Raw genomic sequence first — 23,962 nt, 5'->3', positions numbered from 1 at the left:
CTCCGGAATCCGGAAGGCGGCGGCCTTTCGTGTCAGACAGCCTAGAACGTCCAGGGCCCTAGAACGTCCAAGGCATCGCGTCGTGGTTGAAGTCGCGGAAGGATCCGAACTTCCCGGCGTTGAAGGCCAGGCCTTCGCCGTCCCGGTCACGGCAGGACACCACCTGGCCGAAGAACACCTGGTGGTCGCCGATGTCGTACTGGTGGACCACCTTGCACTCTGCCTGGGACAGGGCACCGGCCACCACGGACAAGCCGCTCTCCGTGGTGTCGAATTCGCCGGCCTCGAAACGGGCCCCGCCGCGGGTGGCGAACTGCCGGGCCACGGCTTCCTGCTTGGCCCCGAGGATGGAGATGGCGAACTTCCCGCTGGCCAGCACGGCATCGCCGGTGCGGGTGTTGAAGTTCAGCGAGATCATCAGGATGGGCGGATCCAGGCTGATGGACGTCAGCGAGTTGATGGTCATGCCGTACTGCTCGCCGTCGTGCTCCGTGGTCACCACGGCCACGCCGGTGAGGAAGCGCCCCATGGTCCGGCGCATGGCCAGGCCGTCCGGTTCGGTGAAGACTGCGGGAGTGCCCATGTCAGTTCTTTCCGTCCTGGTAGTAACGCACTTCGAACATCTTGGCTCCATTCTCGGAGATCCACGGCCCGTGTTCCATGCCCGGCGGGCGGGTGGCCCAGTCGCCGGCCTTGAAGGTCCTGCCCAGGCGCTGGTCCACGAAGGAGCCCTCGAAGATGAAGACCTCCTCCCAGAAATCGTGGGTCAGGACGCCGTTGGGCGAGGTGTCCGTACCCGGTTCGAACTTCAGGATCCGGGTGACGGAGTCGTTGGAGTCGTCCCGGGCCAGGATGGCCTCGGACAGGCCCTCGATGTGCGGATTGCACGGGGTGAACTCCACCGAGGACGTGGGGGTGAATTCAAACTCCGGCTTTGCCATGGCTAGCGGTCCTCCTTGCGGCCGTCCACGTCGTAGCCGGCCAGGAACTCGTCCAGTTCGGCCACGTGCTTCTCGTACCCGTAGTTGCGGTAGGTGTAGGCGCCCTTCACCACGAACGGTGCGCCGGCGTAGAACAGTTCGTACTGCTGGTGGCGGCCGCCGAACTCGGTGCCGATGATGTCCCAGGCCAGTCGGAACAGCTTGATCCGTTCCTCGCTGCTGACGTTCGGGGAGGCCACGTACTTCTCGACGTCGGCCGCGGTGACCTCGCTCTTCATGTCCACCACGCCCGAAGGCAGCTGGAGCACGCCGCCGCCGGCCAGGTCGCGGAGGATCTGGATGACGCGCGGGTAGGTTTCGGACTGCAGACCCATGATTCCGTAAAGGGCGCGCTTGCCGGGGACCAGCATGCCGGAAGCGTCGGCTTCGGCACTGTATTCGGCGGCGAGCAGCGCGGACTCCACGGAGGAAACCAGGGCGGCGAGTTCGCCGAGCTTTTCCTGGACGCCGGGGATCTTGTCCGTGCCGTTGACGGCGGCGATCTTGCGGGCCACGGCGGCGATGAACTGCAGCTTGACCGTCAGGCGGGTCTGGGCCTGCCAGTTGCCCAGGGCATGGGCGCCGGTGTCGAAGAACTGGCGGCGCAGGGTGTCGATGTCGCGGTTGATGAACACGCGCTCCCACGGCACCAGCACGTCGTCGAAGATCACCAGTGCGTCGGATTCGTCGTAGCGGCTGGTGAGCGGGTAGTCGAACTCGCTGGTGGTGCTCGTGGCGTACGGGCGGCGGCACAGGAACTTCAGTCCCTTGGTGGCGGCCGGCAGCGCGAAGCTGATGGCGAAGTCCACATCGTCCGGGCCCAGCGGCTTGATGCAGGTGACGAACACTTCGTCGGCGATCGCGCCGCCGGTGGCGAGCATCTGCGAGCCCCGCACGATCAGGCCTTCTTCGGTCTCCCCGACCACGCCCACCTGGATGTTGTCGCCCTCCCAGCCGGACGCCGTCGTCGCGCGCGAATACTGCGGCGGGATGATCGCGTAGGAGACGTACAGGTTTTCCCGCAGGATCCGCTCGTAGTAGCGGGTGAGGTTGCCGGCGTAGTCGCGTTCCTCGCTGGCGAAGACCTCCGGGTGCGCGCCGAAGGCGGCGAAGAAGGTGCCTACGTGGTCGGGGCTGCGGCCCACCCAGCCGTGGGTGTGCTTGGCCCAGCGTTCGACGGCGAGGCGGCGCAGCTTCAGCTCTTCGGCGCTGCGCGGGATGCTGAAGACCCGGTTGGCTGTGCCGCCGATTTCCTCGCTGTGGTACTGCATGCCGTTGGCCGGGTCCGCGGCGATGTCGAAGAGCTCGGCGATGGTGCGGGCCACGTTGCGGAATGCCGGGTGTTCGGCGACGTTGTCGACAACCGCGCCGTCAATCAATACCGTGCGCCCGTCGTTGAGCGTCTTGATGTACTCGTCTCCGGTCCTCATGACTGCTGTCCTTTCGTGATGATGTACGTGTGGTCGATGGTGTTTCCGTCGGGGAAGGTCAGTTCGATGCGCCATTCGCGGCCATAGATGAACTCGCCGCCGATCACCGGCAGGGTTCCGCCGAGGCAGACGAAGTCGCCTTCGGTGCCGGTGCGCTCCAGCAGCAGCCCGACGACGTTCGCCGGGGTGCGCAGGTTATCCAGCGTTCCGTCCTGGTACAGGCGGCCGTCCACCCAGGTGCGGGCGCGGCATTCGTCCAGGGAGAGGCTTTCGAGGTCCGGTACCGCGACGACGGTACGCGCCACCGGCTTGGGGCAGGCCCGCTTGGAATCGCCGATGTCGATGGTTTCGACGTGCCGGTCCGTGTGGTCCGAGGCGATGCCGAGGTAGTAGCGGCCGCCGTGGCGGATGTAGAGGGGTTCGATCTCGCCGGAGGTCTTGTTCCCCGCCACCTCCAGTTCGCTTGCCGCGGTGACGGTGACGCTTTCCACCGGGTAGAACATCGGGACAGCGGGCGGCGGTGCCACGCCGATCGCGGCGAGTTCGTCGATGTGGTGCTGGACGGCGGCGGCGTCGCGGCCGGTGTACCCGGCGACGACGGCGGTGAAGTCGGTGAGCTCGATCGTCCCGCCGGTGCCGGCGACGTCAAATGCCAGCGTTTCGGTGCTTGTCTTCATGGGTGCTTCTTCCTGCTTGGTAATCCGGTTCAGCGGGCTGCTTAGCTGGCGAGGGCCGAGTAGTCCGCGAGACGGTCTGCGATGACCGGGAACTCGTTGCGGACGGCCTGCACCGCGCCGGGGTCGATGCTTACGCGGAGGACTTCCTCGCCGTCGCCGGCTTCCGCGAGAAGGCGGCCGGCGGGGTCCACCACGCGGCTGGTGCCGCCCAGTTCCACGCCTTCCTGGACGCCCGCGGCGTTGCAGGCGAGCACGAAGACCTGGTGTTCGACGGCGCGTGCGGAGGTCAGCAGGCGCCAGTGCTCCCGGCGGGCGGCCGGCCAGGCGGCGGGAACCACCACGATCTCGGCGCCCCTCACGCTCAGCTCGGACCAAAGGCCCGGGAAGCGGAGGTCGTAGCAGGTAGTGCCGGCAAGCTGCCCGAACGGGGTGCCGGCCACGGGCAGGGAGTCGCCCGGAGTGAGGAGTTCGGCTTCCAAGGACTTGTAGCCGAAGACGTGGAGCTTGGAGTACTTGTGGGCGACGTTGCCCTGCGGGTCGACAAGCACCGAGGTGTTGCGGAGGATGGGCTCGTTCGCCGTACTGCCTGCGGCGCGTTCGACGATGCTGCCGGCATGGACGTAGGCTCCCAGCTCCTTGGCGACGGCCGCGCACATTGCCACCGTGGCGCCGTCGACCGTTTCGGAGAGGTCCGGGTACTGGCTGAAGTGGAAGTAGCCGGCGCTCCACAGTTCGGGCAGGACGATCAGGTCGGCGCCGCGCTGTTCGCGCAGCAGGGCTTCCGCCCGCTCGATGCGTTGGGCCTGCGTCTCGTTGTCCGGGCTGGACAACTGGACGAGAGCGATGTCCATTGGTGCTCCTGTTTTCTCGGCGCTGCCCCTATTGGGTCAGCGTTGGATACGTGTGGGTATGGCTTTGAGGACGGTGAGGGTGGAATCCAGGTGGTTCCGGACCGCCGCGGAGGCCCGCTGCGAATCCTGGCTGCGGATCGCCTCCACGATGGCGCGGTGCTCTTCCACCACATGGTCGCTGCGGCCCTGGCTGTCCTGGACCGCCTTGACGCCCATGCGCTGCTGCTTGAAGCGCTGGGAATCGTAGAGTTCCTCCAGTGCCGGGTTGCCCGCGGCGTGCACGATCTGCTTGTGGAAGCTGATGTCCCACTCGATGAAGGCCACGGGATCGGCGAGGCTTTCTTCCTGGGTGTGAAGGAGCTGCTCGAGTTCCGGGCCGAGGTGGCCGTTGGCAGTGACCTTGCGGACCGCCCAGTCTTCGATGACCTGGCGGACCTCCATCATGCTGTCGATGTCCTGCGCGGTCAGGGCCGGAACGTAGGCTCCCTTGTGCGGGACCCTGCGCAGCAGCCCGGCCGCTTCGAGGCGGAGGAGGGCCTCGCGCACCGGGGTGCGGGAGACGCCGGCCGCCTCGGCGATGGCATTCTCGCTGAGGAAGGCTTCCTGGTCCCAGGGCAGGGAGGAGATCTCCTTGCGCAGCCAAAGGTAGGCGGTTTCCGGTGCCGTGGGAGCCGGCTTCTGGAAGATGCTCACGTGTTCCTCGATTCTGAATGCCTCAACGGGTCTGGTGGCTGTCCGGGGCGGCGGGCGGGCCGCCCCGGACAGTGCTTACATCATGACTGTGCCACCTTCTGTGCGGCCTTGGCGGCACGCTCCTGACCGTTCTTTACATCCAGGTCGCTGAGCTTGATGTCCCGCGTCTCCTTGGCAAAGGAAACGGACAGGATGGAGATCAGCCCCATGGCCACGAGGTAGAGCGCGATTGCCTGACCGGTACCGAAGGCCTTGTACAAGGCCAAGGCGATGATCGGGGACAGCGAGCCCGCGATCAGCGACGCCACGTTGTAAGCCACCGAGGTGCCGCTGTACCGGACCTTCGTGGGGAACAATTCGGAGAAGAAGGCACCAATCACCGAGCTGTACGCCGCGAAGATCAGCAGGCCCCCTACTGCCGCCAGGATGATGGCCGCCGGCTGCCGGGTGTCCAGCAGAGCGAAGAAGGCGAAGCCCCACACCACCGTGGCCGCGGAAGCTGCGATCATCATGGGCTTGCGGCCGATCCGGTCCGCGAAGATCGCCAGCAGCGGGATCGCCACGACGGCCACGCCCTGGCCGATCATGACGGCGGTGAGACCGGTTTGGCGGTCGATCTTGAGGATGTCCGTGACATAGGTGATCAGGAACAGGGAGTAGATGTAGAAGCCGGCGTTCTCGCCCATGCGGCTGCCGGTGGCGATCAGGATCTCGCGCCAGTTGCCGCGGAACAGCTCGGCCAGCGGAAGCCTGCTGCGCTTGGCGTGCTCGGCGTCCGCCTTGGCCTGGGAGGCCTGGAACAGCGGGGTCTCCTGCACGTAGAGCCGCAGGACCAGGCCAATGACCACCAGCAACGCAGACAGGCCGAAGGCGATCCGCCAGCCCCAGGCGAGGAACTCCGCCTGCGGCATCGTTGCCGAAAGCAGCGCCAGCACGCCGGCCGCCATGAGGTTGCCGAGCGGTGGGCCGACGTTCGGCCAGGACGCCCAGAAGGCCCGCTTGGTGCTGTCGTCGCTGTACTCCGAAACGAGCAGCACGGCGCCGCCCCATTCGCCGCCCAGGGCAAAGCCCTGCACAAGCCTCAAGAGCAACAGGATCAGGGGTGCGGTGATGCCGATGCTGGCGTAGGGCGGAATCAGGGCGATGAGGGCCGTGGCGGCACCCATCAGCAGGAGGCTGGCCACCAGGGTTGACTTGCGGCCGTGCTTGTCACCGAGGTGGCCAAGGACAATCGCCCCGAGCGGACGGGCGACGAAGCCCGCGGCGAAGGTGCCGAGGGCAAGCATGGTGCCGACGAAAGGATCGGCGGCGGGGAAGAACAGCTTGTTGAAGACCAGTGCGGCTGCGGTGCCGTAGAGGAAGAAGTCGTACCACTCCACGGCGGTGCCGGCGAGGCTGGAGGCAGCCACTGCCGGGAGCGAGGTGTGCTTTCGCGCCACCTTCTCCTTGTCAAACACATTGCTCATTAGGAAAGTCCTCGATGTGAATGGAACAGCTCGAATTGAACGGAAACTCTTTGGAAATCACTGGGTGGTCCCCGGCGTTTGCGCGCTTGCCGGGTCCCTGCGACCTGGCGCCCCGGCCGCGTCCGTGATGCGCCTCACGGAGACTGTATAGAAACTGTAGACGAGTTGTATACAGCTTGTCTACAGGGAATTCCCGCTCTCTTTCCCAAGCCTTGCCGCCGCACATGTCCGGCTTTCGCGCCTACGGTTGCGCATAGTGCTGATATGTCCATCCTTCGATGCCGCGGGTGGACATGTGCGGCGGGTGGAGCGGGTCCGGCAAGGCTCCGGCGACTACGCTTAGCCTCATGCCCCTCAACCCGCATGAAACCTTCGCGGCCGAGTCCGCCGTCGAGCTGGCTGTGATCGAACGCAGCGGCTTCATCGAGTCCCGGCACATCGGCTCCGCCGTGGTCATGGCCGGGGACGGCACCGTGGTCCTGGAGCTTGGTGATATCCGCTCCCCCATCTACGCCCGCTCCACCCTGAAACCGTTCCAGGCACTGGCGTCGATGCAGTCGGGCGTCCCGCTGCGCGGCGCCCAGGTGGCCCTGGCCTGCGCCAGCCACACCGGATCCTTGGACCACATGGACGTGGTGGAAGGCATGCTCAAGGCCGCGGGCGTCCGCGAAGACCAGCTGCAGTGCCCGTCCGCATGGCCGCAGGACGAGACCGCCCGCAACTGGCTGGTCCGCTCCGAACGCGGCATGTCCAAGCTCGCGTTCAATTGCTCGGGCAAGCACGCCGCATTCCTCTGGGCCTGCGCGGAAAACGGCTGGGACACCCGCAGCTACCTGGAACCGAACCATCCGCTCCAGCAGCGGGTACGCGCGGTGATCGAGGAATACAGCGAAGAATCCATCGCGCACCTGGGCATCGATGGCTGCGGCGCTCCCGTGGCAGCGCTGTCCCTGACGGGGCTGGCCCGTGCGTACTCCCGGCTGGCCAAGGCTCCGCAGGACCCCAATTCCAACGCCCGCGCGGCCACCATCGCCACCTCCATGCTTGACTACCCGTGGGCCGTCCAGGGCCGCGGCGAAGCCAACACCATCGTCATGGATGACCTGGGCATCCTCGCCAAGATCGGAGCCGAAGGCGTCCTCGTGCTGGCCACCCCCACCGGCGCCACGGCCGCCGTCAAGATGCTGGACGGCAACATCCGGGCCACCACCCTGGTGGGCCTGACCCTGCTCGCGGTGAGTGGCGCCGTCGACGTTCCGGAGGTGTCCAGCGTGCTCGAAAAGGTGGTCGACCCGGTCCTCGGCGGTGGCCACCCCGTGGGACGCATCCGGCTCGGCAGCGCCCTGCTGTCCCTGCTGGACTGAAGCGATCCGCACTACACGAAAGGTTTTCACACCATGGCTGTTGCCCGGCGTCGGGTACCGCTCGAGGAAGGCCGCGCCGCCCTGGCGGCATGGCAGGAACGCGGCAGCGAGGATGCAGCGTTGCCGCGCAACACCCTCGCGACGGCAGTCCGCTACACCCTTGAGGAACTCACCGCCCGCGCCCCCGGGAACTCGGTGGAAGTGCGGGTGCCGCCGTTCGGCGTCGCGCAGTGCGTGGAAGGCCCGCGGCACACGCGCGGCACTCCCCCGAACGTGATCGAGTGCGACGCCGCCACCTGGCTGGCCCTGGTCAGCGGGCGGTTGGGATGGGCGGACGCGGTCGACGCCGGCCGGGTCGCCGCCTCGGGATTGCGCGCAGACCTGTCCGAACTGCTCCCCTTCTAAACCCAACGCGGGGTCAGTTACGGCCCATGTTTACGCCAAACATGGGCCGTAACTGACCCCGCGTCGGGTTAAAGCGGAAGGCGGCGGCTCCGGGTGTACCGGAACCGCCGCCTCTTTGCAGCCTGCCTGCTTAGTCCGGGGAAACCGGACCCTGCTGGCGCTGGTTTGGCCTGCTCATTTCGAACTGCGGAATGTCTTCGGCCACCGGGCCGCCGCGGAACTTGGGCGAGGGCTCCTGGCCTTCACTGAGGCGCTCGAGCTCCTGCTCTTCGAAGACCTCTTCCTTGCCGAGCATGATGGCAGAGTCTTCGTTGGTGATCTCGCCGTTGAAGGCGCGCACCATGACGCTGCGGTCGAACTGGCCTTCCCACTTGGCCACCACGAAGGTCGCCACGCAGTTGCCCAGCAGGTTGACCACCACGCGCATGGAGTCCATGAGGCGGTCCGCGCCGAGCAGCAGGGCCACACCGGCCACCGGGAAGATTCCCAGGGCTGCCGCCGTGGCGGAGAGCGCCAGGAACGAGGAACCGGGGACGCCGGCCATGCCCTTGGAGGTCAGGAGCAGCACGCCCAGGGCGGCCAGCTGCTGGCCGAGGTCCAGGTTGTGGCCGAAGGCCTGCGCCAGGAACAGCAGGGAAATGGACAGGTAGATCGCGGCGCCGTCCAGATTGAAGGAGTAGCCGGTGGGGATGACCAGGCCGGTGGTGGCCCGGGAGCACCCTGCGTTGGTCAGCTTGGTCATGATGCGCGGCATCACGGCCTCCGTGGAAGCGGTACCGAGGGCCAGGAGGAACTCCTCGCGGGTGTACTTCAGGAACTGCCAGAGCGGAACCCGGGCGAAAGACCAGGCGACCAGGAACAGCAGCGCAATGAAGACGACGGCGGCACCGTAGCAGGCGGCGATCAACAGGGCGTAGGTGCCCAGGGTGTCCAGGCCGTACTGGCCGATGATGAAGCCCATGGCACCGAAAGCACCGATGGGGGCGACTTTCATGATCCAGGACATGATCTTGAAGATCAGTTCAAGGACGGTCTCCATGAGGAGGATGACGGGAAGGCAGCGCTGCCGGCCGATGACCACGATGGCCGCACCGAAGAACACGGAGAAGAAGAGCACCTGAAGCAGGCTGTTGTTGGCGAACGCGCCGATCACGCTGGTGGGGATCACGCCCAGGAGGAACGATGCAGCGTCCTTGGGCTGGGCGTGGCCGGTCTTGGCGTCAACAGCTTCCTGCGACAGGGTGGCGGGATCGATGTTCAGGCCCGCGCCGGGCTGGACGATGTTTCCGACTAAAAGGCCGAAGACGAGGGCGAAGAGCGTGGCTGCGGTGAAGTAGAGCAGGGCCTTGACCCCGACCCGGCCCACGGCCTTGACGTCGCCGACGGCGGAGATGCCGGTGACGATCACCAGGAAGATCAACGGGGCGATGATCATCTTGATGAGTTGGATAAAGCCATCGCCCAACGGACGCAGGCCGGAACCGATGCTCGGCCAGAAGTGGCCAATCAGAACACCTGCGACAACGGCGATCAGAATTTGGAAGAAGAGCGACTTGTACAGTGGCTTCTTCTTCTGCGGGGCCGAACTCGCCTTCAGCTCCGCGGAATCTGGGATCTTCATTGATCTGAACCAATCATGTTTTGGACATCCCCAGCTTTCGGGGCTGTTTTCAATGTAATGGCGATCACACAATTCCACAAGGGGAAATTTAATTTCCATTCTACGGAACTTTTGGTATCCCAAATTGCATTCCGCGCGCATGGAACCGAGGCGGGAAAGCCGTCTCCCAGCCCGGAGCAACCCGTTCCCGGGCGCGCCAAAGCAGCGCCCTGCACCAAGTGCGGGGCGCTGCCTTTTTCAGCGGACGTTGCTGTCTTGACCGGGCAACGCGGGGTCAGTTACGGCCCATGTTTGGCGCCAACATGGGCCGTAAGTGACCCCGCGTTGCGGAAGGACGCGTTGCAGAGGGACGCGTTGCGCCAGAAGGAAGCGTCAGCCGCGGCCGATAAAGGGCATCCCTGCGGCAGTCACCAGCAGCGAGCCGACATTGGCCGAGGCCGGCATCTGTGCCATGAGCAGCACGGCACGCGCGGCTTCCTCCACGGGGAACATCGGCTCCACCTTGCGCGAGCCGTCCGCCTGGAGGGCACCGGAGCCCACGCCGATGGTGTCCATGATCTCGGTACGGGTGTTGCCGATATCGATCTGGCCGCAGCTGATCCCGTACGGGCGCCCGTCCAGCTCGATGCTCTTCGTCAGGCCGCTGATCGCGTGCTTGCTCACCGTGTACGCCACCGAAAGCGGCCGCGGCGAATGTGCCGAGATGGAGCCGTTGTTGATGATGCGCCCGCCCTGCGGTTCCTGCGCCTTCATCGTGCGGACAGCTTCCGCGGCACACAGCATGGCACCTGTGACGTTGACGGCCAAGGTGCTTTCCCAGCCGGCGAGGTCGATCTCGTCCACGCTGCCGGAGGGGCCGAAGATGCCGGCGTTGTTGAACAGCAGGTCCACCCGTCCCCAACGCCGGCGGGTTTCCTCGAAAAGCTGCCCGACGCCGTCGGGCACTGTCACATCGCAGGGCACCACAAGCGCTTCCGGATGGTCCGCCGCGGTTTCCTTGAGCGGCGCCTCGCGGCGCCCGGCCAGCGCCACTGACCAGCCTTCGGCGAGCAGGAGCCGGGCCACGGCCCGGCCGATGCCGGAACCGGCTCCGGTGACGACCGCGACGCGCTGAGTCTGTGCTTCGGTCATGGTTTCCTTCCGGCTACTGCGGAGCAGATCAGCGAACGGGGGCTTCGTCCGAAACCAGGGGCCAGCCTAGGACAGTCTTGGGCCGCGGTGCCGCGTAGGTACGGACCTTGGACGTGGACAGGCCGAGGCGGACCAGCGACTCGGCGATGGTCACCGCGGCGGCGACGCCGTCCACCACGGGAACGCCGCAGCGCTGGCGGATCTGCTCGTCCAGGCCGGCCATGCCGCCGCAGCCCAGGACGATGACTTCTGCTTTGTCGTCGCGGACGGCACGCTCGGCCTGCTCCACGATGGCCTCCACGGCCCGGTCCGGGTGCTCCTCGAGCTCCAGCACGGCCATGCCGCTGGCGCGGACGGAGGCGCAGCGGGCGTCCAGGCCGGCCAGCTTGAGGCGGTCTTCGATCAGCGGAACGGCGCGGTCCAGGGTGGTGACCACGGAGTACTTGTGGCCCAGGAACATGGCGGTGCTGGCGGCAGCTTCGGTGATGTCGACCACCGGCACGTCCAGGAGTTCCTGCAGGCCTTCGCGGCCGTGCTCGCCGTACCCGGCCTGGACGACGGCGTCGAAGGGCTCCGGGTAGCTGAGCACCTTGTCCATGACGGCGATGGCCGCCAGGTAGCTTTCGAAGTTGCCTTCGCAGGAATCTGCGCCGAAGCGCGGGGTCAGGCCGACGATCTCGGTGCCGGGCGCGGCGGCGGCCGCTGCCTGCGCCGCGATGGAGTCGGTCATGGACTGGGTGGTGTTGACGTTTGCGACAAGGATGCGCATGGTTTTTCCTCTCAACACAGCCGCCCGCCCCTTCCGGGACGGGCCGACTGCTGCACTTGCTGGGGTCTTAGTGGGTGCTGTCGACGGCGATCGGCTCGCCGGAGACGTCGTCGTGGTTCTGCTTCCGGTCCGAGACCAGATAGTACGCAATGGCGGCGACGCCGGCACCGAAGAACCAGGAGAACGGGGCCACGGCTTCGAATGCCGGAATGAAGGCCAGCAGGATCGCGACGACGGCGGCCGGGATCATGGCGGTGATGGCCTTCGGGTTGACGCCCTTCTTGTAGAAGTAGGCGCTTCCCGGGGTGTCGCTGTAGAGCGCCGGAACGTCGATCTTGCCGCGGCGGATCAGCCAGTAGTCGGCCATGACGACGCCGAACAGCGGGCCGAGGAGTGCGCCGAGGCCGCCGAGGAAGTACACGATGACCAGCGGGTTGTTGTAGAGGTTCCACGGCAGGATGATCAGGCCGATGGTTCCGCTGACCCAGGCGGCCTTGCGGAAGTCGAGGTGCTTCGGGAACAGGTTGGTCAGGGCGTAGACCGGGGCCACGAAGTTGGCCATCAGGTTCACCGCGATGGTGAGGATGAGGACCGCGAGGCAGGCCAGGACCAGCAGGAAAGTGTTCGGGATGCTCTCGATGATCTGCGACGGGCTTTCGATGACCGTGCCGTTGATCTTGTACTGGCCGCCGGCCAGGACCACCACGATGGCGCCGAAGACGAGCATGTTGATCGGGATGCCCCAGAAGTTGCCGCGGACGATCGACTGCTTGGTGGTGGAGGAACGGGTGAAGTCGCAGAAGTTCAGGACGAAGGTGCCGTAGATGGACACCCACAGGGCACCGCCGGCGAAGATGGTCCGCCACATTTCGGCGCCTTCCAGGCCCTTGATGCCGGTCCACTGGATGGAGCCCTGGGCTTCGAAGAAGATCCAGATGGCCAGGAGCACCATGGTCACCAGGATGACGGGCCCGGCGAAGGCCTCGTACTTGCGGATCATTTCCATGCCGAAGCTGACAATGACCAGCTGCACGATCCACAGGGCCACGAAGGTGATCCAGCCGAGGGTGGAGAGGCCGAGCAGGGAGTTGCCGTCCAGTTCCTTCAGGCCCGGGAACATGGCCACGAGCATCACGCGGAACACCACGGAGGCGAGGTAGGTCTGGATGCCGAACCATGCGACGGCGACTGCGCCGCGGAGGAGGCTGGCAAGCTGGGCGCCGCGGATGCCGAAGCTGATGCGGCTCATGACGGGGAACGGGACGCCGGTCTTGTAGCCCATGAACCCGGAGAAGTTCAGGAGGGCGAAGAGCAGGGCGGCGCCGATGCCGAGGGCCACCAGGATCTGCCAGCCGCCGAGGCCGAGCGAGAAGAGGCCGACGGCGAACGCGTAGTTGCCGAGGCTGTGGACGTCATTGGCCCAGAGGGTGAAGATGCTGTACCCGGTCCACTTGCGCCCTTCCTTCTTGGTGGGCGCGAGGTCAAGGTTGTACAGGGCGGGGCTGATGGTGCGGCCTGCTGCGGCAGAGGCCGCTTCGCAGAGGGCATCGTTGCCCGCAGCGTGCTGAACGGAATGGTCGGGCTGCGGTGCCCGTTCCGGAGCCGATGTATTTGCGACCTGGGGAGTCGTTTGCATCGTGGGTCTCCACTTCTAACGTTGCTTCACTGCGTTTCCGCCAGGCTGAGCGGCTCATCGATGAGCTCTTCTCCAGCTTCGGTTTCCATATGGCGGAAGCGGATTTTTGAATGGTGAAATAACGATATGACCGCGGTCACCCTCGCGTCAAGGTGACCCAGGCCTCACTGGTCACAAACGGGCGTGCTGCGGGTATGGTTTGCCACATGCCTGCCACGCCCCGGAACGCCGTCAGCGGCGTCCTGCTCGCAGCCGGCGCCGGGACCCGCCTGGGCCTCGGCCCCAAAGCCCTCCTGCCTTTCCGGGACCGGAGCCTGGCGGAGGTGCTCGCCGATACCCTGCACGACGGCGGCTGCGCTGAGGTCGTCGTCGTGGTCGGCGCGGAGGCGGACAAGGTCGCCGCCCTTCCCGGACTCTCGTCCTGCCGCGTGGTCCGCAATCCGCACTGGGCGGACGGCATGGCAGGGTCGTTCCGGGCCGGACTCGAAGCGGCCGCCCCGGGAAACGACGCACTCCTGGCCCTCGTAGACCAGCCTGGACTCGGCGCCGAAATCGTCTCGCGCCTGATCGCCCGGCACCGCCCGGGCCGCGTGACGGCGGCAGCCTATCCGGACCTCTCCGGAACACTCCGCCGGGGGCACCCGCTCATCATCGACGCCGCCTTGCGGGAGCAGGTGGCGGCCTCGGCAGCGGGCGACGCCGGAGCCCGGCATTTCCTCAAAGCCCACCCCGGGCTGGTGGACCTGGTGGATTGCGGCGACCTCTCCGACGGCGGCGACGTGGACACCAAGGCGGACCTCCACCTACTGGGATGAGGACCCGAAGAAGTGGCCTCCAAAGAAGAATTCCCGGACCCGTGAAGGACTAATTCACGGGACCGGGAACCGGAATATTCACATTAGTGGGAAACCGCTCTCGAATAATTCTTTCCGCGGAAGGAATATAAGACATTTCCCTCAATTCACGGATTTACCGAAACAAGGATCAACCGATGCCGGGAACCGCTACGGAACCGATACGGTCAGCACCGGAACCAGGGTCACCTTCACATCGCTGACAAACATTCCGCACGCGCTCGGGTTGGTTCCTGCAAGGACCAGGTCGCTTGCCCATCCCGACGCGGTGAACGTGGCGCTGTAGTTCTGCCACGCAACATTGCTGCCCTGCGGAGCAAACTGCACGGCCGCCGGCCCTTGGACCCCGCCGAAGGCAAGGGACGCCGTCTTGACCGCGGGACCTGCGAAGCACCCCGGATCGGTATTGCCCTTGTAAGCAAAGGAAACCGTGTACTTCGCCGCGGGAACTGTCCCGATGCTCTGGGCCAGGGTCCCCGGGCCGGTGCCGTTCAGGTCGACGCTTTGCGTGCCCTCAGGAGTTCCCGCCGGGGGCGGATTCCAGGCTTCCGAAAGATGATCGATGCTTCCGCCGGTCACCACCCATGCGGTGCCGGTAAGCCCGCCGAAGCGGGTCCCGGCACCGTACGTGGCAAAGGATCCCTCCGGCGCTTCAGGAGCGCTGAAAGTTCCGTCCACGATCACGTCGACCGCGACGAGTGCAACATCCTCGGCCTGGGCGGGCGAAGCCAAGCCCAGGCCGAGCAAAACAACAGCGGATCCCGCGGCCGCGATTTTCGGGAAAAAACGGGTATTGAGCCGGCCTGAAACTTTCATCGAAGTCCCCTTTCAAGGTTTTGGCCTGAGGGACCTCTTATTTCACCAAGCTCCCCCGCGCACAGTATTAGCACTTAATGAATGGCCAACACAATGCATTTCCGGAATGCAGGGAGAGGATTTCCCGGTGCCGCGCGTCAAATAGCCGCGGGACAATCATCAGGCCAGTGCCAGCCCGGCCTCCTTAAGCGCCAGGTACACCTTGTCCTGGGTGATCGGCAGCTCGGCGAAGCGCAGGCCGGTGGCATTCCGGAGGGCGTTGGCCAGGGCCGGAGCCACCGGGTTGAAGGGGCTTTCGCTCATGGACTTGGCGCCGAGCGGGCCGGTGGCGTCCTCGGTCTGCGCGAAGTACACCTCGCTGCGCGGCGTATCTGCGAAGGTGGGGATGTGGTACTGGCGCAGGATGTCGGTGAACACCCGGCCCGTATCGTCGATCCGCACTTCCTCATACAGCGCAGCACCCAGGGCCTGGGCAATGCCGCCTTCCACCTGGCCCCGGCACTGCCGCGGGTTGACCACCTTGCCGGCGTCGGCGGACTGGACGCTCTGCAGGATCCGGATCTCGCCGGTCACCCGGCTCACCGCCACGCGGAAACCATGGACGTTGAACGCCACCGAGCGCGGCGTGCCGCCCCATTCGCCGTCCGCCACCAGGGAGATTCCGCGTTCGACGGCGGCCGCGTGCAGGCCGGAAAGGCCCACCGACGCAGCGGTTCCGGTGCCGCCCGGGTGCGTGACGCCGTCGGGCCCCAGGGTGCACTCGGCGGCCGGGGCACCGAGCAGTTCCGCGCCCAGGGCGCGGAGCCGTTCGGCGAGCGCCGTGGCGGCGGCGAGCGTTGCCTTGCCTGCCACCACGGTTCCGGTGGAACCGAAGGCGCCGGTGTCATGGCCGGTCAGTGCGGTGTCCGATTGGCGGAAGGAGATCCGGTCCGAAGAGGTGCCCAGGGCTTCGGCAGCCAGCTGGGTGTGCACGGTGGTGGTGCCGTTGCCGAACTCCGCGGTGCCGAATTCCACCAGGTAGCGGCCGTCTTCCGTGAGCGAAACGCGGCTGTGCGAGTAGTGCCCGCGCGGCGGAACCGTATCGATCATGGAGAGTGCGCTGCCCTCCCCCACCATCCACTCGCCGCCGAGCTCTTCACCGAAGGCGGCCTCGCGCTTGGCACCGCGGCGCAGGGCGTCCTCGGCCAGTTCCACGCACTGGTCCAGTCCGTAGCTGCCGTAGAGCACGTCCTCTTCCGGCTCGCTGTGGGAGGACAACATGGGATCGCCCTTGCGGACCATGTTCTTGCGGCGGAACTCCCACGGGTCCATGCCGATGCCGTGGGCCAGTTCGTCCATGGCGGATTCCACGGCGAAGATCATCTGGCTGAGCCCGTAGCCGCGGAAGGCACCGGCGGGCAGGGTGTGCGTGTAAACGGCCCGGGCATCCAGTTTCTTGTTGGCGCAGTTGTACACGGCCACGGATTCGCCGCAGCCGTGGAACATGACGCCGGGTCCGTGGTTGCCGTAGGCGCCGGTGTTGGTGAGCACGTCCAGCTGCAGCGCGGTGAGGGTGCCGTCCTTGGCCGCCGCGGCCTTGACTTTCATGTGGAAGGGGTGCCGGGTGGTGGTGGCCGTGAACTGCTCGGTCCGGGTGAATTCGAGTTGCACGGGAACGCCGAGCTCCAAGGCCGCCAGTGAGGCCAGGTCCTCCGTGATGACTTCCTGCTTTCCCCCGAAGCCGCCGCCCACCCGGCCGGTGAAGACGCGCACGGACTCGCGCGGACGGTCGAAGATGCGGGCCAGGGTGCGCTGGGCCAGGAACGGGACCTGCGTGGAGGAACGGACAGTCAGCACGCCGTCCTCCACCCAGGCGATGGAGCAGTGTGTCTCGAGCGCCACGTGCTGCACGCGGTGGGTCCGGTATTCCTTTTCGTGCACCACGTCGGCTTCCGCGAAGGCGGCCTCCACATCGCCCAGTTCGGAATGCAACTCGGCCAGGACGTTGTCCTTCGGCCGGGCGATGCGGGCCACCGCGCCGTCCTTCCCGCCGTGCACGGTGGGCGCCCCGGGCAGGATGGCGTCCTCCGGGGTGAAGACGGCGGGCAGCACCTCGTACTCCACCTCGATCGCCCGGACGCCCGCCTCAGCGGCCTGCACGGAATCGGCGACGACGGCGGCCACCCGCTGCCCGATGAACCGCACCACGGTGTCCAGCATCCGCATGTCATCCGGATCATCCTCCACCAGTTCGTGCTGGGCGGTGGAGTAGTACAGATCCGGCACGTCCTCGTGGGTGAAGACGCGCACCACGCCGGGCACCTTGAGCGCCGCCGAAGTATCGATGGAGAGGATCCGGGCGTGGGCGTGCGGGGAGCGCAGCAGTTTCATGTGCAGCAGGCCCGGGAATTCCGAGGGGTCCACGTCCAGCGTGTACTTGACCTGGCCCGTGACCACCCCGGGGCCTGCCGGGGCGGGAACGTTGTCCCCCATGCCGCCGCTGCAGCCGCGGTTCTCCCCTTCGGGGTCGCCCGCGATGGCGTCCGCGATGGCCCGGTAGCCGGTGCAGCGGCACAGGTTGCCCTTGAGGTTGCGGGGCAGGTTGTCCTTTTGTTCCTCGCTGAAGGTGGCCGCCGTCATGATCATGCCGGCGGTGCAGAAACCGCATTGGAAGCCCTGGGCTTCAAGGAACTGCCGCTGCACCGGGTGGAGGCTGTCCGCGGTATCGCGGTCATCGTGTGAGCACGTGGCGGCGAGGCCCTCGATGGTGGTGATCTCGTGGCCATCCGCTACCGCTGCCGGGTAGATGCACGAGTGCACGGGCTTGCCGTCCACGTGCACGGTGCAGGCACCGCAGTCTCCGCCGTCGCAGCCCTTCTTCACACCGGTATTGCCCTGCTCCCGCAGGAAGGTGCGCAGGCATTGCCCGGGCCGCGGTTCGGCCGTTGCGGGAGCACCGTTGATGACAATCCCGCTCGCTGTTCCGCTCCCCTCCGCGGCATCCGGGCTCTGAGCATCGAGCCCGACGGCGGCGAGTTCGGCGCGCGCCTCGGCCGCGGACACCGGCGGCCAGAAGTCTCCGGAGACGACGACGGCGCTGCCGCCTTCCGCCGTCGTGATTCCGTCCTGCTGTGCGTCTGGGAGCTGTGCGTCAGCGTCAGTGCGCGGCAGTTCGGCGAGCGCCTCGCCGCCGAGTTCGGCAAGGATCTCGCGGGAGAGGCGGTGGGTCATGTCCCGGCGCCAGGCAGGCAGGCCGTGGATGTCGTCATGCCAGAGGGTCTCCGGGACCGCGCCATCGATGGCGCCGGCGAGCGCCGCAGCCGTGGGAACGGCGGCGAAGCGCAGCTGGACCGGGCGCCGGGTGGAGGCCGTGATGGTCAGGACGAAGGAGCCGTCCTCGTTGGCCCGGCCGATCAGGAGGACGCCGGAGCGGCCCAGCTTGCTCAGCGAAAGCCGGCGGAAGGCCACCCGGGCGCGGAGAGCTGCGGCCGGAAGGAAGACACTGCGCAGCAATTCCCCTGGGGCAAGGACGTTCTCCATTTCCCCGGTGACGAAGTCCACCACGGGGACTTCGCGCGAGGAACCGTCCGGGGAAAGGATGAGGGCCCGGCCGTCCAGGCCGGCGGCCAGGGAGATCATGGGCCCGGCCGGCAGCGAGGTGCAGATGTTGCCGCCCAGGGTGGACATGTTCCAGATCTTGAAGGACGCCACGAAGGAGTCGCAGCATGGACGGAACAGGGAGAGGCCGGGCCAATCTGTGCCTTCCGGCCCCTGCCCGGCGAGCTCATCCGGCAGCGAATACACCCGGGCCACGGTGCACGTGGCGGCGAGTTCCAGGCCGTCGGGGTGCACGGTGACGGCTTCCCACCCGGCCTGATGGAGGCTCAGGAGCCTGGTGAGGGTGCTGCTGCCGTAGGAGTACAGGACCGTCCCACCCGCAAGCCAGGCATCTCCTTCCCGCCACTGGGCGGGGTCGGCGGTGGCCACCACGTGCTCGATGGTGTTCATGTCCATGGAATCCTCCTTGGTGTTGCAATGCCTGCCCGGCGCTTGAGTCTTGGCTGCGCCGGCGGCTTTCGTATCTCGTGTCGTTTCGTACGTGGGTTGGATCAGTGGTGGAGCGGCATCAGTGGTGGAGCGGCATTAGTGGTGGATTGGCCCCGCGCCCCGCGAGAGGGAGCCGTACGCGGGCGATCCCGGCCCGTGCCCCGGTTCCTGCCCCGGTTCCTGCTTGCGGCGCAGCACCGCCACCAGCTCGGCGGCGATCGAGACCGCCACTTCGCCGGGGGTGACGGCACCCAGGTCCAGGCCGATGGGTGAATGCAGGCGGTCCAGCAGCCCGGGCTCCAGGCCCTGTTCCAGCAGCGCCTGCCGCCGGTGCCGGCCGCTGCGCCGGGAACCAAGGGCGCCCACGTAGGCCAGGTCCAGCCGAAGGCCTTCGCCCAGGAGCGGGATGTCGAACTTGGGGTCGTGGGACAGCACGCACAGGATGCTGCGTTCATCCAGCAGTCCCTGCCGCGCCTGTTCCGCCAGGTACCGGTGCGGCCAGGCACGTTCCACGGCATCCGCGGCGGCAAAGCGTTCCTGTGCTGCGAAGTGTGGCCTGGCGTCGCACAGGGTGACGTGGTAGCCAAGGAGCTTCAGAGCGGGAATGAGCGCTTCGGAGAAATCGTTGGCGCCAACCACCACGGCACGGGGCGCGGGCAGGCGGCTTTCCACGAACAGTTCCACGGGCTGTTCGTCGAGAAAACAGCCCTGCGGCGGGGCCACCCGCACCAGGCCGGAGCGGCCCTGCCGGATGAGTGCCTCCACCTGGGTGAAGGCCCGCTCCAGCATGTCGCCGGACGCGGCGGCATCACCGCGAAGGTCGACGTCCTCGAGGTCCAGGCCGAGCAGTCCCGCCAAGGCGGCCCGGGGTACGGTGCGCACGGCGTCCGGCGAGGGAACGGCCAGGACCGCGCCGTCGTCGTCGTGCTTCCGGCTGTCCGCGGGCGGATCCAGGCGGCGGAGCAGCGCCACCGGTTCCGCCGCGAGCGCCGCGCGGGCCCGGGAATCGAGCCGTCCGAGGTGCACTTCGAGTTCGCCCCCGCACGTGAGCCCGACGGCGAACGCGTCCTCGGCGCTATAGCCGAAGCGTTCGCGGCGGTCGCCGCCGCAGGCCAGGACTTCCTGGGCTGCGGCGACGACGGCACCCTCCACGCATCCGCCGGAGAGGCTGCCAAGGACCTGGCCATCGGCGGCAATCAGCATCGAGGTGCCGGCCGGGCGCGGCGTGGAGCCGTTCGCGGCCACGATCGTGGCCACCACCAGCTCGGTGCCGGCCAGCGCCGGGCCCCAGCTGCCTACTTGCCTTCCGAGTTCCAGCATCCCTCCTCCTTCCGCTTACTCTGCTCTATACACCCAGCAGGGCGTTGATGGGACCCCTTGCGAAGTAGACCAGGAATCCGGCGGTGACCACCCACATGAGCGGGTGCACTTTCCGGGCCCGGCCGGACGCCGCGCTGACCACCGCGTAGGAGACGAATCCGACGCCGATGCCGTTGGCGATCGAGTAGCTCAGCGGCATGGTGACGATGGTCAGGAACGCCGGCAGCGCCACGGAGAACTTGCTGAAGTTGATCTCCCGGATCTGGGCCATCATCATCGCGCCGACCACCACGAGGGCCGCGGCGGCCACCTCGATGGGGACCACTGAGGTGAGCGGGGTGAAGAACATCGAGCCCAGGAACAGCGCTCCGGTGACCACCGAGGCCAGGCCGGTCCGGGCACCTTCGCCGATGCCCGCCGCCGAGTCGATGTACACCGTGTTGGACGAGCCGGAGGTGGCTCCGCCCATCACCGCGCCCATGCCTTCGACGATGAACGCCGACTTCAACCGCGGGAACGTGCCGTCCTTGTAGGCCACGCCGGAGCTCTTGGCCAGGCCCGTCATGGTGCCCATCGCGTCGAAGAAGTTGGTGAACACCAGGGTGAACACCAGCATGGTCGCCGCCAGCCCGCCAATCCGGGCGAAGGAGCCGAAGAGGTCGAACTGGCCCACGAGTCCAAGGTCCGGCAAGGCCACCAGTTGCCCGGAAAGGACCGGGGTGTTCAGGTGCCAGCCGCCGGGGTTGTCCTTGCCGCCGGGGCCAAGGTGCATGATCCCTTCGACGACGGCGGCCAGCACCGTGGTGGCGACGATGCCGATCAGCAGCCCGCCCTGGATCTTGCGGGCTACCAGGATGCCCATCACCAGCAGGCCCGCAATGAAGACGAGGGTGGGCACCGTGGTGATGGAGCCGTCCGTGCCGAGCTGCACGGGCGGGCCGCCCGCGGTGGGGCGCACGAAGCCCGAGTCCACAAAGCCGATGAAGGCGATGAAGAGCCCGATGCCCACGGTGATGGCGGCCTTCAGCTCCTTGGGCACGGCCTTGAAGATGGCGGTCCGGGCCCCGGTGATGCCGAAGAGGACGATCAGGATGCCGTTGATGACCACCAGCCCCATGGCCTCGGCCCAGGTGACCTCGCGGATCACGGCCACGGCCAGGAAGGAGTTGATGCCCAGGCCCGCGGCGAGGCCGAACGGGAGGTTCGCCACGAGGCCGAAGACGATGGTCATGACGCCGGCGGTGAGGCCTGTGACGGCACCCACCTGCGCTGCGGGCAGCCAGCCGCCGGCGACGTCGGCGGGGGCATTGGCTGCCGAGAACCCGCCCAGGATCAGCGGGTTGAGGATGACGATGTACGCCATGGTGAAGAAGGTGACCACGCCGCCGCGGAATTCACGGGCCAGCGTGGATCCCCGCTTGGTGATCTGGAAGAAGGCATCCAGGAAGGAGGTGGGCTGTGCCGGATTGGGGGCCGGCGCTGCGTTGGCCGCTTTCGCGGCTTTCTTGGCGGCCTTGCGGGCCGCTTGCTGTGCCGTGGCCGTTTGCGCTGAGGCATCTTCGGCCAGGTGCTTCTCCGGGGAGTTGTCCAGGATTGTCATTTCAGACACCGGGCCTTAGTAGTCAATCCTGGAGTCGAGGGTGTTCCAGGTGTTGAACGGCTGGAGGATGTCCGGTGCGCCTTCGGAGAGGCTGAGCTTGCGGACCGGCATGAGCCGGTCGCGGTCCTTGTTGTCGAAGTATTCGTAGAAGACGGCGTCATCGAAACCGACCGAGGCGGCGTCGTGCCGGTCGGCGGCGAACACCACGTTATCGATCCGTGCCCAGAGCGCCGAGGCAAGGCACATGGGGCACGGTTCGCAGCTGGTGTAAAGGGTGGCGCCGCTCAGGTCGAAGGTGCCCAGTTCGCGGCAGGCGTTGCGGATGGCGGTGACTTCGGCGTGGGCCGTGGGATCGTTGCTGGCGGTGACGCGGTTGACGCCTTCGAAGGCCCTGCCGTCCGCGGTGACAATGACGGCGCCGAACGGCCCGCCGCTGTTGAGGACATTGGCAGTTGCCAGTTCGATGGAGGTGGCCAGGAACGTTTCGGCCGTGACGGTTGTACTCATTGTGCGACTTCCTTTTTGCTGTGGAAGCGCTGGCGACCGAAAACACCAAGGGAACGGAACTGTGCCGCGGTTACCAGGCTTCAGCATGTGCGATGAAGGTTGAGTTGCGCCTGGTAGATAGCTTCCCGGAGTCCGGGTGCCCGCCTTTGGCAGTTAGAGATTAGCATCACACTGTGGGCGGCGCCATAGCTTTCTGGAAACTTAATTTCGCCATGTGAAATCCGTGTTTCCAGGCGCTCACGGCCCGGTCACATTGACCGCAATGGGCGCCGAACGTACGCTGGCGCCGTACCACCTGGATCAGCAGACAGGGCCTAACTGAGCTGGAACGCATACCGTCAACAGCCAAAGGAGAGCTCCATGGCCCCTGCCACGCCCGAAAAACCCGCCCCGTCCAGGCTCTGGATCAAGAACCCCCTCGCGGTTTTCACCGCCAATGACCTCGACGCCCGCGGCGGCCTGGTGGTCAGCGAAGGGAAAATCACGGAGCTCGTCCCTGCGGGCGGGCAGCCTTCCGCACCCTGCGATGAGGTGTTCGACGCCGGCCGGCACGTCCTGCTGCCCGGCCTGGTCAACACGCACCACCACTTTTACCAAACGCTCACCCGTGCCTGGAGCCCGGTGGCGAACGCCCCGCTCTTCCCGTGGCTGCAGAACCTCTACCCCGTCTGGGCGCGACTGACCCCGGAAAGCCTGGAGGCCGCCGTCGAAGTGGCCCTCGCCGAACTGCTGCTCTCCGGCTGCACCACCGCCGCCGACCACCACTACCTGTTCCCTGCCGGAATGGACGATGCGATCGACATCGAGGCCGCCGTGGTGCGGCGCATGGGCATGCGTGCCACGCTCACCCGCGGATCCATGACCCTCGGCGAGGACGACGGCGGACTGCCGCCGCAGTCCACGGTGCAGCGCCCGGAGGAGATCCTGGCCGACAGCGAGCGCTTGATCCGGCAGTACCACGAGCCCGGCGACGGCGCCGTGATCCAGATTGCGCTGGCACCGTGCTCGCCGTTCTCGGTCACCAAGGAGATCATGGCCGAAAGCGCGGCCCTCGCCGAGAAGCACGATGTCCGCCTGCACACCCACCTGGCCGAAACCCTTGACGAGGAAGACTTCTGCCGGGAAACCTTCGGCCTGCGCACCGTCGATTACCTGGAGAGCGTCGGCTGGCTGGGCAAGCGCACCTGGCTGGGCCACGGCATCCATTTCGACGACGGCGAGATCGCCCGGCTGGGAGCCGCGGGCACCGCCGTCGCGCACTGCCCGACGTCGAACATGCGGCTGGCGTCCGGAACCGCACGCGTGCTGGAACTTGAGGACGCCGGGGTTCCGGTGGGATTGGGCGTGGACGGCTCGGCGTCCAACGACGCCTCAAACATGATCCTCGAGGCGCGGCAAGCGCTGTATCTGCAGCGGCTGCGCTACGGCGCGGACGTTCCGGTGGAGCGGGCACTGGGATGGGCAACGCGTGGTTCGGCAGCAGTGCTGGGCCGTTCCGATATCGGGCAGCTGGCCCCGGGCCTGCAGGCGGACCTGGCCATGTTCACGCTGGACGAGCTGCGGTTCTCGGGCAGCCACGATCCCGTGGCCGCGCTGCTGCTGTGCGGCGCGGACCGTGCGGACCGCGTGATGGTGGGCGGCGAATGGCGGGTGGTGGACGGTTCCATTCCGGGCCTGGATGTGGCGGGGTTGATGGCAAGGCACTCGGCCGCCGCACGGAAACTGATCAGCGGGTAGGCACGGAAAAGCGGGCGGCACCTCCCCAGATGCCGCCCGCTTCAGGCTCTGTTGCGCAGAGTCCGTGCGTCTCCTGAAG

At 66.9% G+C, this 23,962-nt stretch carries 20 protein-coding genes and 1 pseudogene; 4 read left to right on the top strand and 17 right to left on the bottom strand.

Annotated elements, in window-relative coordinates:
- Nucleotides 1-58: 58 nt before the first annotated feature.
- The 7 genes from BIU82_RS14010 to BIU82_RS13980 all read right to left on the bottom strand — a co-directional run bounded on the left by BIU82_RS14010 (nt 59) and on the right by BIU82_RS13980 (nt 6,097).
- Nucleotides 59-583: a flavin reductase family protein gene (locus tag BIU82_RS14010; RefSeq protein ID WP_070350074.1), complete on the bottom strand. Its 525-nt coding sequence runs from the start codon at nt 581-583 to the stop codon at nt 59-61.
- 1 nt (nt 584) lies between these two features.
- Nucleotides 585-941, bottom strand: a complete 357-nt coding sequence (locus tag BIU82_RS14005) for a cupin domain-containing protein (RefSeq protein ID WP_070350073.1) — start codon at nt 939-941, stop codon at nt 585-587.
- A gap of 2 nt (nt 942-943) precedes the next feature.
- Nucleotides 944-2,410 carry a 4-hydroxyphenylacetate 3-hydroxylase N-terminal domain-containing protein gene (locus tag BIU82_RS14000; protein ID WP_070350072.1) on the bottom strand — a complete coding sequence of 489 codons (1,467 nt, stop codon included), beginning with the start codon at nt 2,408-2,410 and terminating at the stop codon, nt 944-946.
- Entirely contained in the window at nt 2,407-3,087 is a 681-nt protein-coding gene (locus tag BIU82_RS13995) for a DUF2848 family protein (protein ID WP_070350071.1), read from the bottom strand. The genes BIU82_RS14000 and BIU82_RS13995 overlap by 4 nt, the downstream gene beginning before the upstream one ends.
- 41 nt (nt 3,088-3,128) lie before the next feature.
- Nucleotides 3,129-3,938, bottom strand: a complete 810-nt coding sequence (locus BIU82_RS13990; protein WP_070350070.1) for a carbon-nitrogen family hydrolase — start codon at nt 3,936-3,938, stop codon at nt 3,129-3,131.
- 36 nt (nt 3,939-3,974) lie between these two features.
- Nucleotides 3,975-4,631: a GntR family transcriptional regulator gene (locus BIU82_RS13985; protein WP_070350069.1), complete on the bottom strand. Its 657-nt coding sequence runs from the start codon at nt 4,629-4,631 to the stop codon at nt 3,975-3,977.
- Between the two features lie 80 nt (nt 4,632-4,711).
- Nucleotides 4,712-6,097, bottom strand: coding sequence for an MFS transporter (locus BIU82_RS13980; protein ID WP_070350068.1), 1,386 nt, complete (start codon nt 6,095-6,097; stop codon nt 4,712-4,714).
- 347 nt (nt 6,098-6,444) lie between these two features.
- Between BIU82_RS13980 and BIU82_RS13975 the strand changes: the two genes are divergently transcribed.
- The gene (locus BIU82_RS13975; RefSeq protein WP_070350067.1) at nt 6,445-7,461 is read left to right on the top strand and encodes an asparaginase; all 1,017 of its coding nucleotides are present in this window, start codon (nt 6,445-6,447) and stop codon (nt 7,459-7,461) included.
- Nucleotides 7,462-7,494: 33 nt separating this feature from the next.
- Nucleotides 7,495-7,866 (top strand): sterol carrier family protein, encoded by a 372-nt coding sequence (locus BIU82_RS13970; protein WP_070350066.1) that lies wholly within the window; start codon nt 7,495-7,497, stop codon nt 7,864-7,866.
- Between the two features lie 130 nt (nt 7,867-7,996).
- Here the strand turns inward: BIU82_RS13970 and BIU82_RS13965 are convergent, their stop codons facing one another.
- The 4 genes from BIU82_RS13965 to BIU82_RS13950 form a co-directional block, all read right to left on the bottom strand.
- Complete coding sequence (locus BIU82_RS13965) at nt 7,997-9,487, bottom strand: cation:dicarboxylase symporter family transporter (protein WP_070350065.1); 1,491 nt, start codon at nt 9,485-9,487, stop codon at nt 7,997-7,999.
- Nucleotides 9,488-9,859: 372 nt separating this feature from the next.
- Complete coding sequence (locus tag BIU82_RS13960; protein WP_070350064.1) at nt 9,860-10,618, bottom strand: SDR family oxidoreductase; 759 nt, start codon at nt 10,616-10,618, stop codon at nt 9,860-9,862.
- 28 nt (nt 10,619-10,646) lie between these two features.
- On the bottom strand, nt 10,647-11,387 hold the full coding sequence (locus BIU82_RS13955; protein WP_070350063.1) for an aspartate/glutamate racemase family protein: 741 nt from the start codon (nt 11,385-11,387) through the stop codon (nt 10,647-10,649).
- A 67-nt stretch (nt 11,388-11,454) separates the two neighbouring features.
- The gene (locus BIU82_RS13950; protein WP_070350062.1) at nt 11,455-13,023 is read right to left on the bottom strand and encodes an NCS1 family nucleobase:cation symporter-1; all 1,569 of its coding nucleotides are present in this window, start codon (nt 13,021-13,023) and stop codon (nt 11,455-11,457) included.
- A 206-nt stretch (nt 13,024-13,229) separates the two neighbouring features.
- Here BIU82_RS13950 and nboR point away from each other — a divergent pair, with 206 nt between their 5' ends.
- Entirely contained in the window at nt 13,230-13,838 is a 609-nt protein-coding gene (gene nboR / locus BIU82_RS13945) for a nicotine blue oxidoreductase (protein WP_070350061.1), read from the top strand.
- Nucleotides 13,839-14,027: 189 nt separating this feature from the next.
- Here nboR and BIU82_RS13940 read toward each other — a convergent pair whose 3' ends face one another.
- The 6 genes and pseudogenes from BIU82_RS13940 to BIU82_RS13920 form a co-directional block, all read right to left on the bottom strand.
- Entirely contained in the window at nt 14,028-14,693 is a 666-nt protein-coding gene (locus BIU82_RS13940; RefSeq protein WP_070350060.1) for a DUF642 domain-containing protein, read from the bottom strand.
- A 159-nt stretch (nt 14,694-14,852) separates the two neighbouring features.
- Nucleotides 14,853-17,642 carry a molybdopterin cofactor-binding domain-containing protein gene (locus tag BIU82_RS13935; RefSeq protein ID WP_070350407.1) on the bottom strand — a complete coding sequence of 930 codons (2,790 nt, stop codon included), beginning with the start codon at nt 17,640-17,642 and terminating at the stop codon, nt 14,853-14,855.
- Nucleotides 17,643-17,861: 219 nt separating this feature from the next.
- Nucleotides 17,862-18,686, bottom strand: a pseudogene (locus BIU82_RS20185) (FAD binding domain-containing protein); the annotation flags it as partial.
- A gap of 129 nt (nt 18,687-18,815) precedes the next feature.
- Nucleotides 18,816-20,039: an XdhC/CoxI family protein gene (locus tag BIU82_RS13930; RefSeq protein WP_070350059.1), complete on the bottom strand. Its 1,224-nt coding sequence runs from the start codon at nt 20,037-20,039 to the stop codon at nt 18,816-18,818.
- Between the two features lie 25 nt (nt 20,040-20,064).
- Entirely contained in the window at nt 20,065-21,639 is a 1,575-nt protein-coding gene (locus tag BIU82_RS13925; RefSeq protein ID WP_139146638.1) for an NCS2 family permease, read from the bottom strand.
- A 15-nt stretch (nt 21,640-21,654) separates the two neighbouring features.
- Nucleotides 21,655-22,146 carry a nucleoside deaminase gene (locus BIU82_RS13920; RefSeq protein WP_070350057.1) on the bottom strand — a complete coding sequence of 164 codons (492 nt, stop codon included), beginning with the start codon at nt 22,144-22,146 and terminating at the stop codon, nt 21,655-21,657.
- Between the two features lie 360 nt (nt 22,147-22,506).
- On the opposite strand from BIU82_RS13920, the gene BIU82_RS13915 reads away from it, so the two are divergent.
- Nucleotides 22,507-23,883, top strand: a complete 1,377-nt coding sequence (locus BIU82_RS13915; protein WP_070350056.1) for an 8-oxoguanine deaminase — start codon at nt 22,507-22,509, stop codon at nt 23,881-23,883.
- Nucleotides 23,884-23,962 lie beyond the last annotated feature (79 nt).

This window comes from Arthrobacter sp. SW1 (genome assembly GCF_001766675.1).
In the GTDB taxonomy this organism is placed as follows: domain Bacteria; phylum Actinomycetota; class Actinomycetes; order Actinomycetales; family Micrococcaceae; genus Arthrobacter.
Note: the sequence above shows the minus strand (reverse complement) of the source record. Positions and strands in the feature narration are given on the sequence as shown.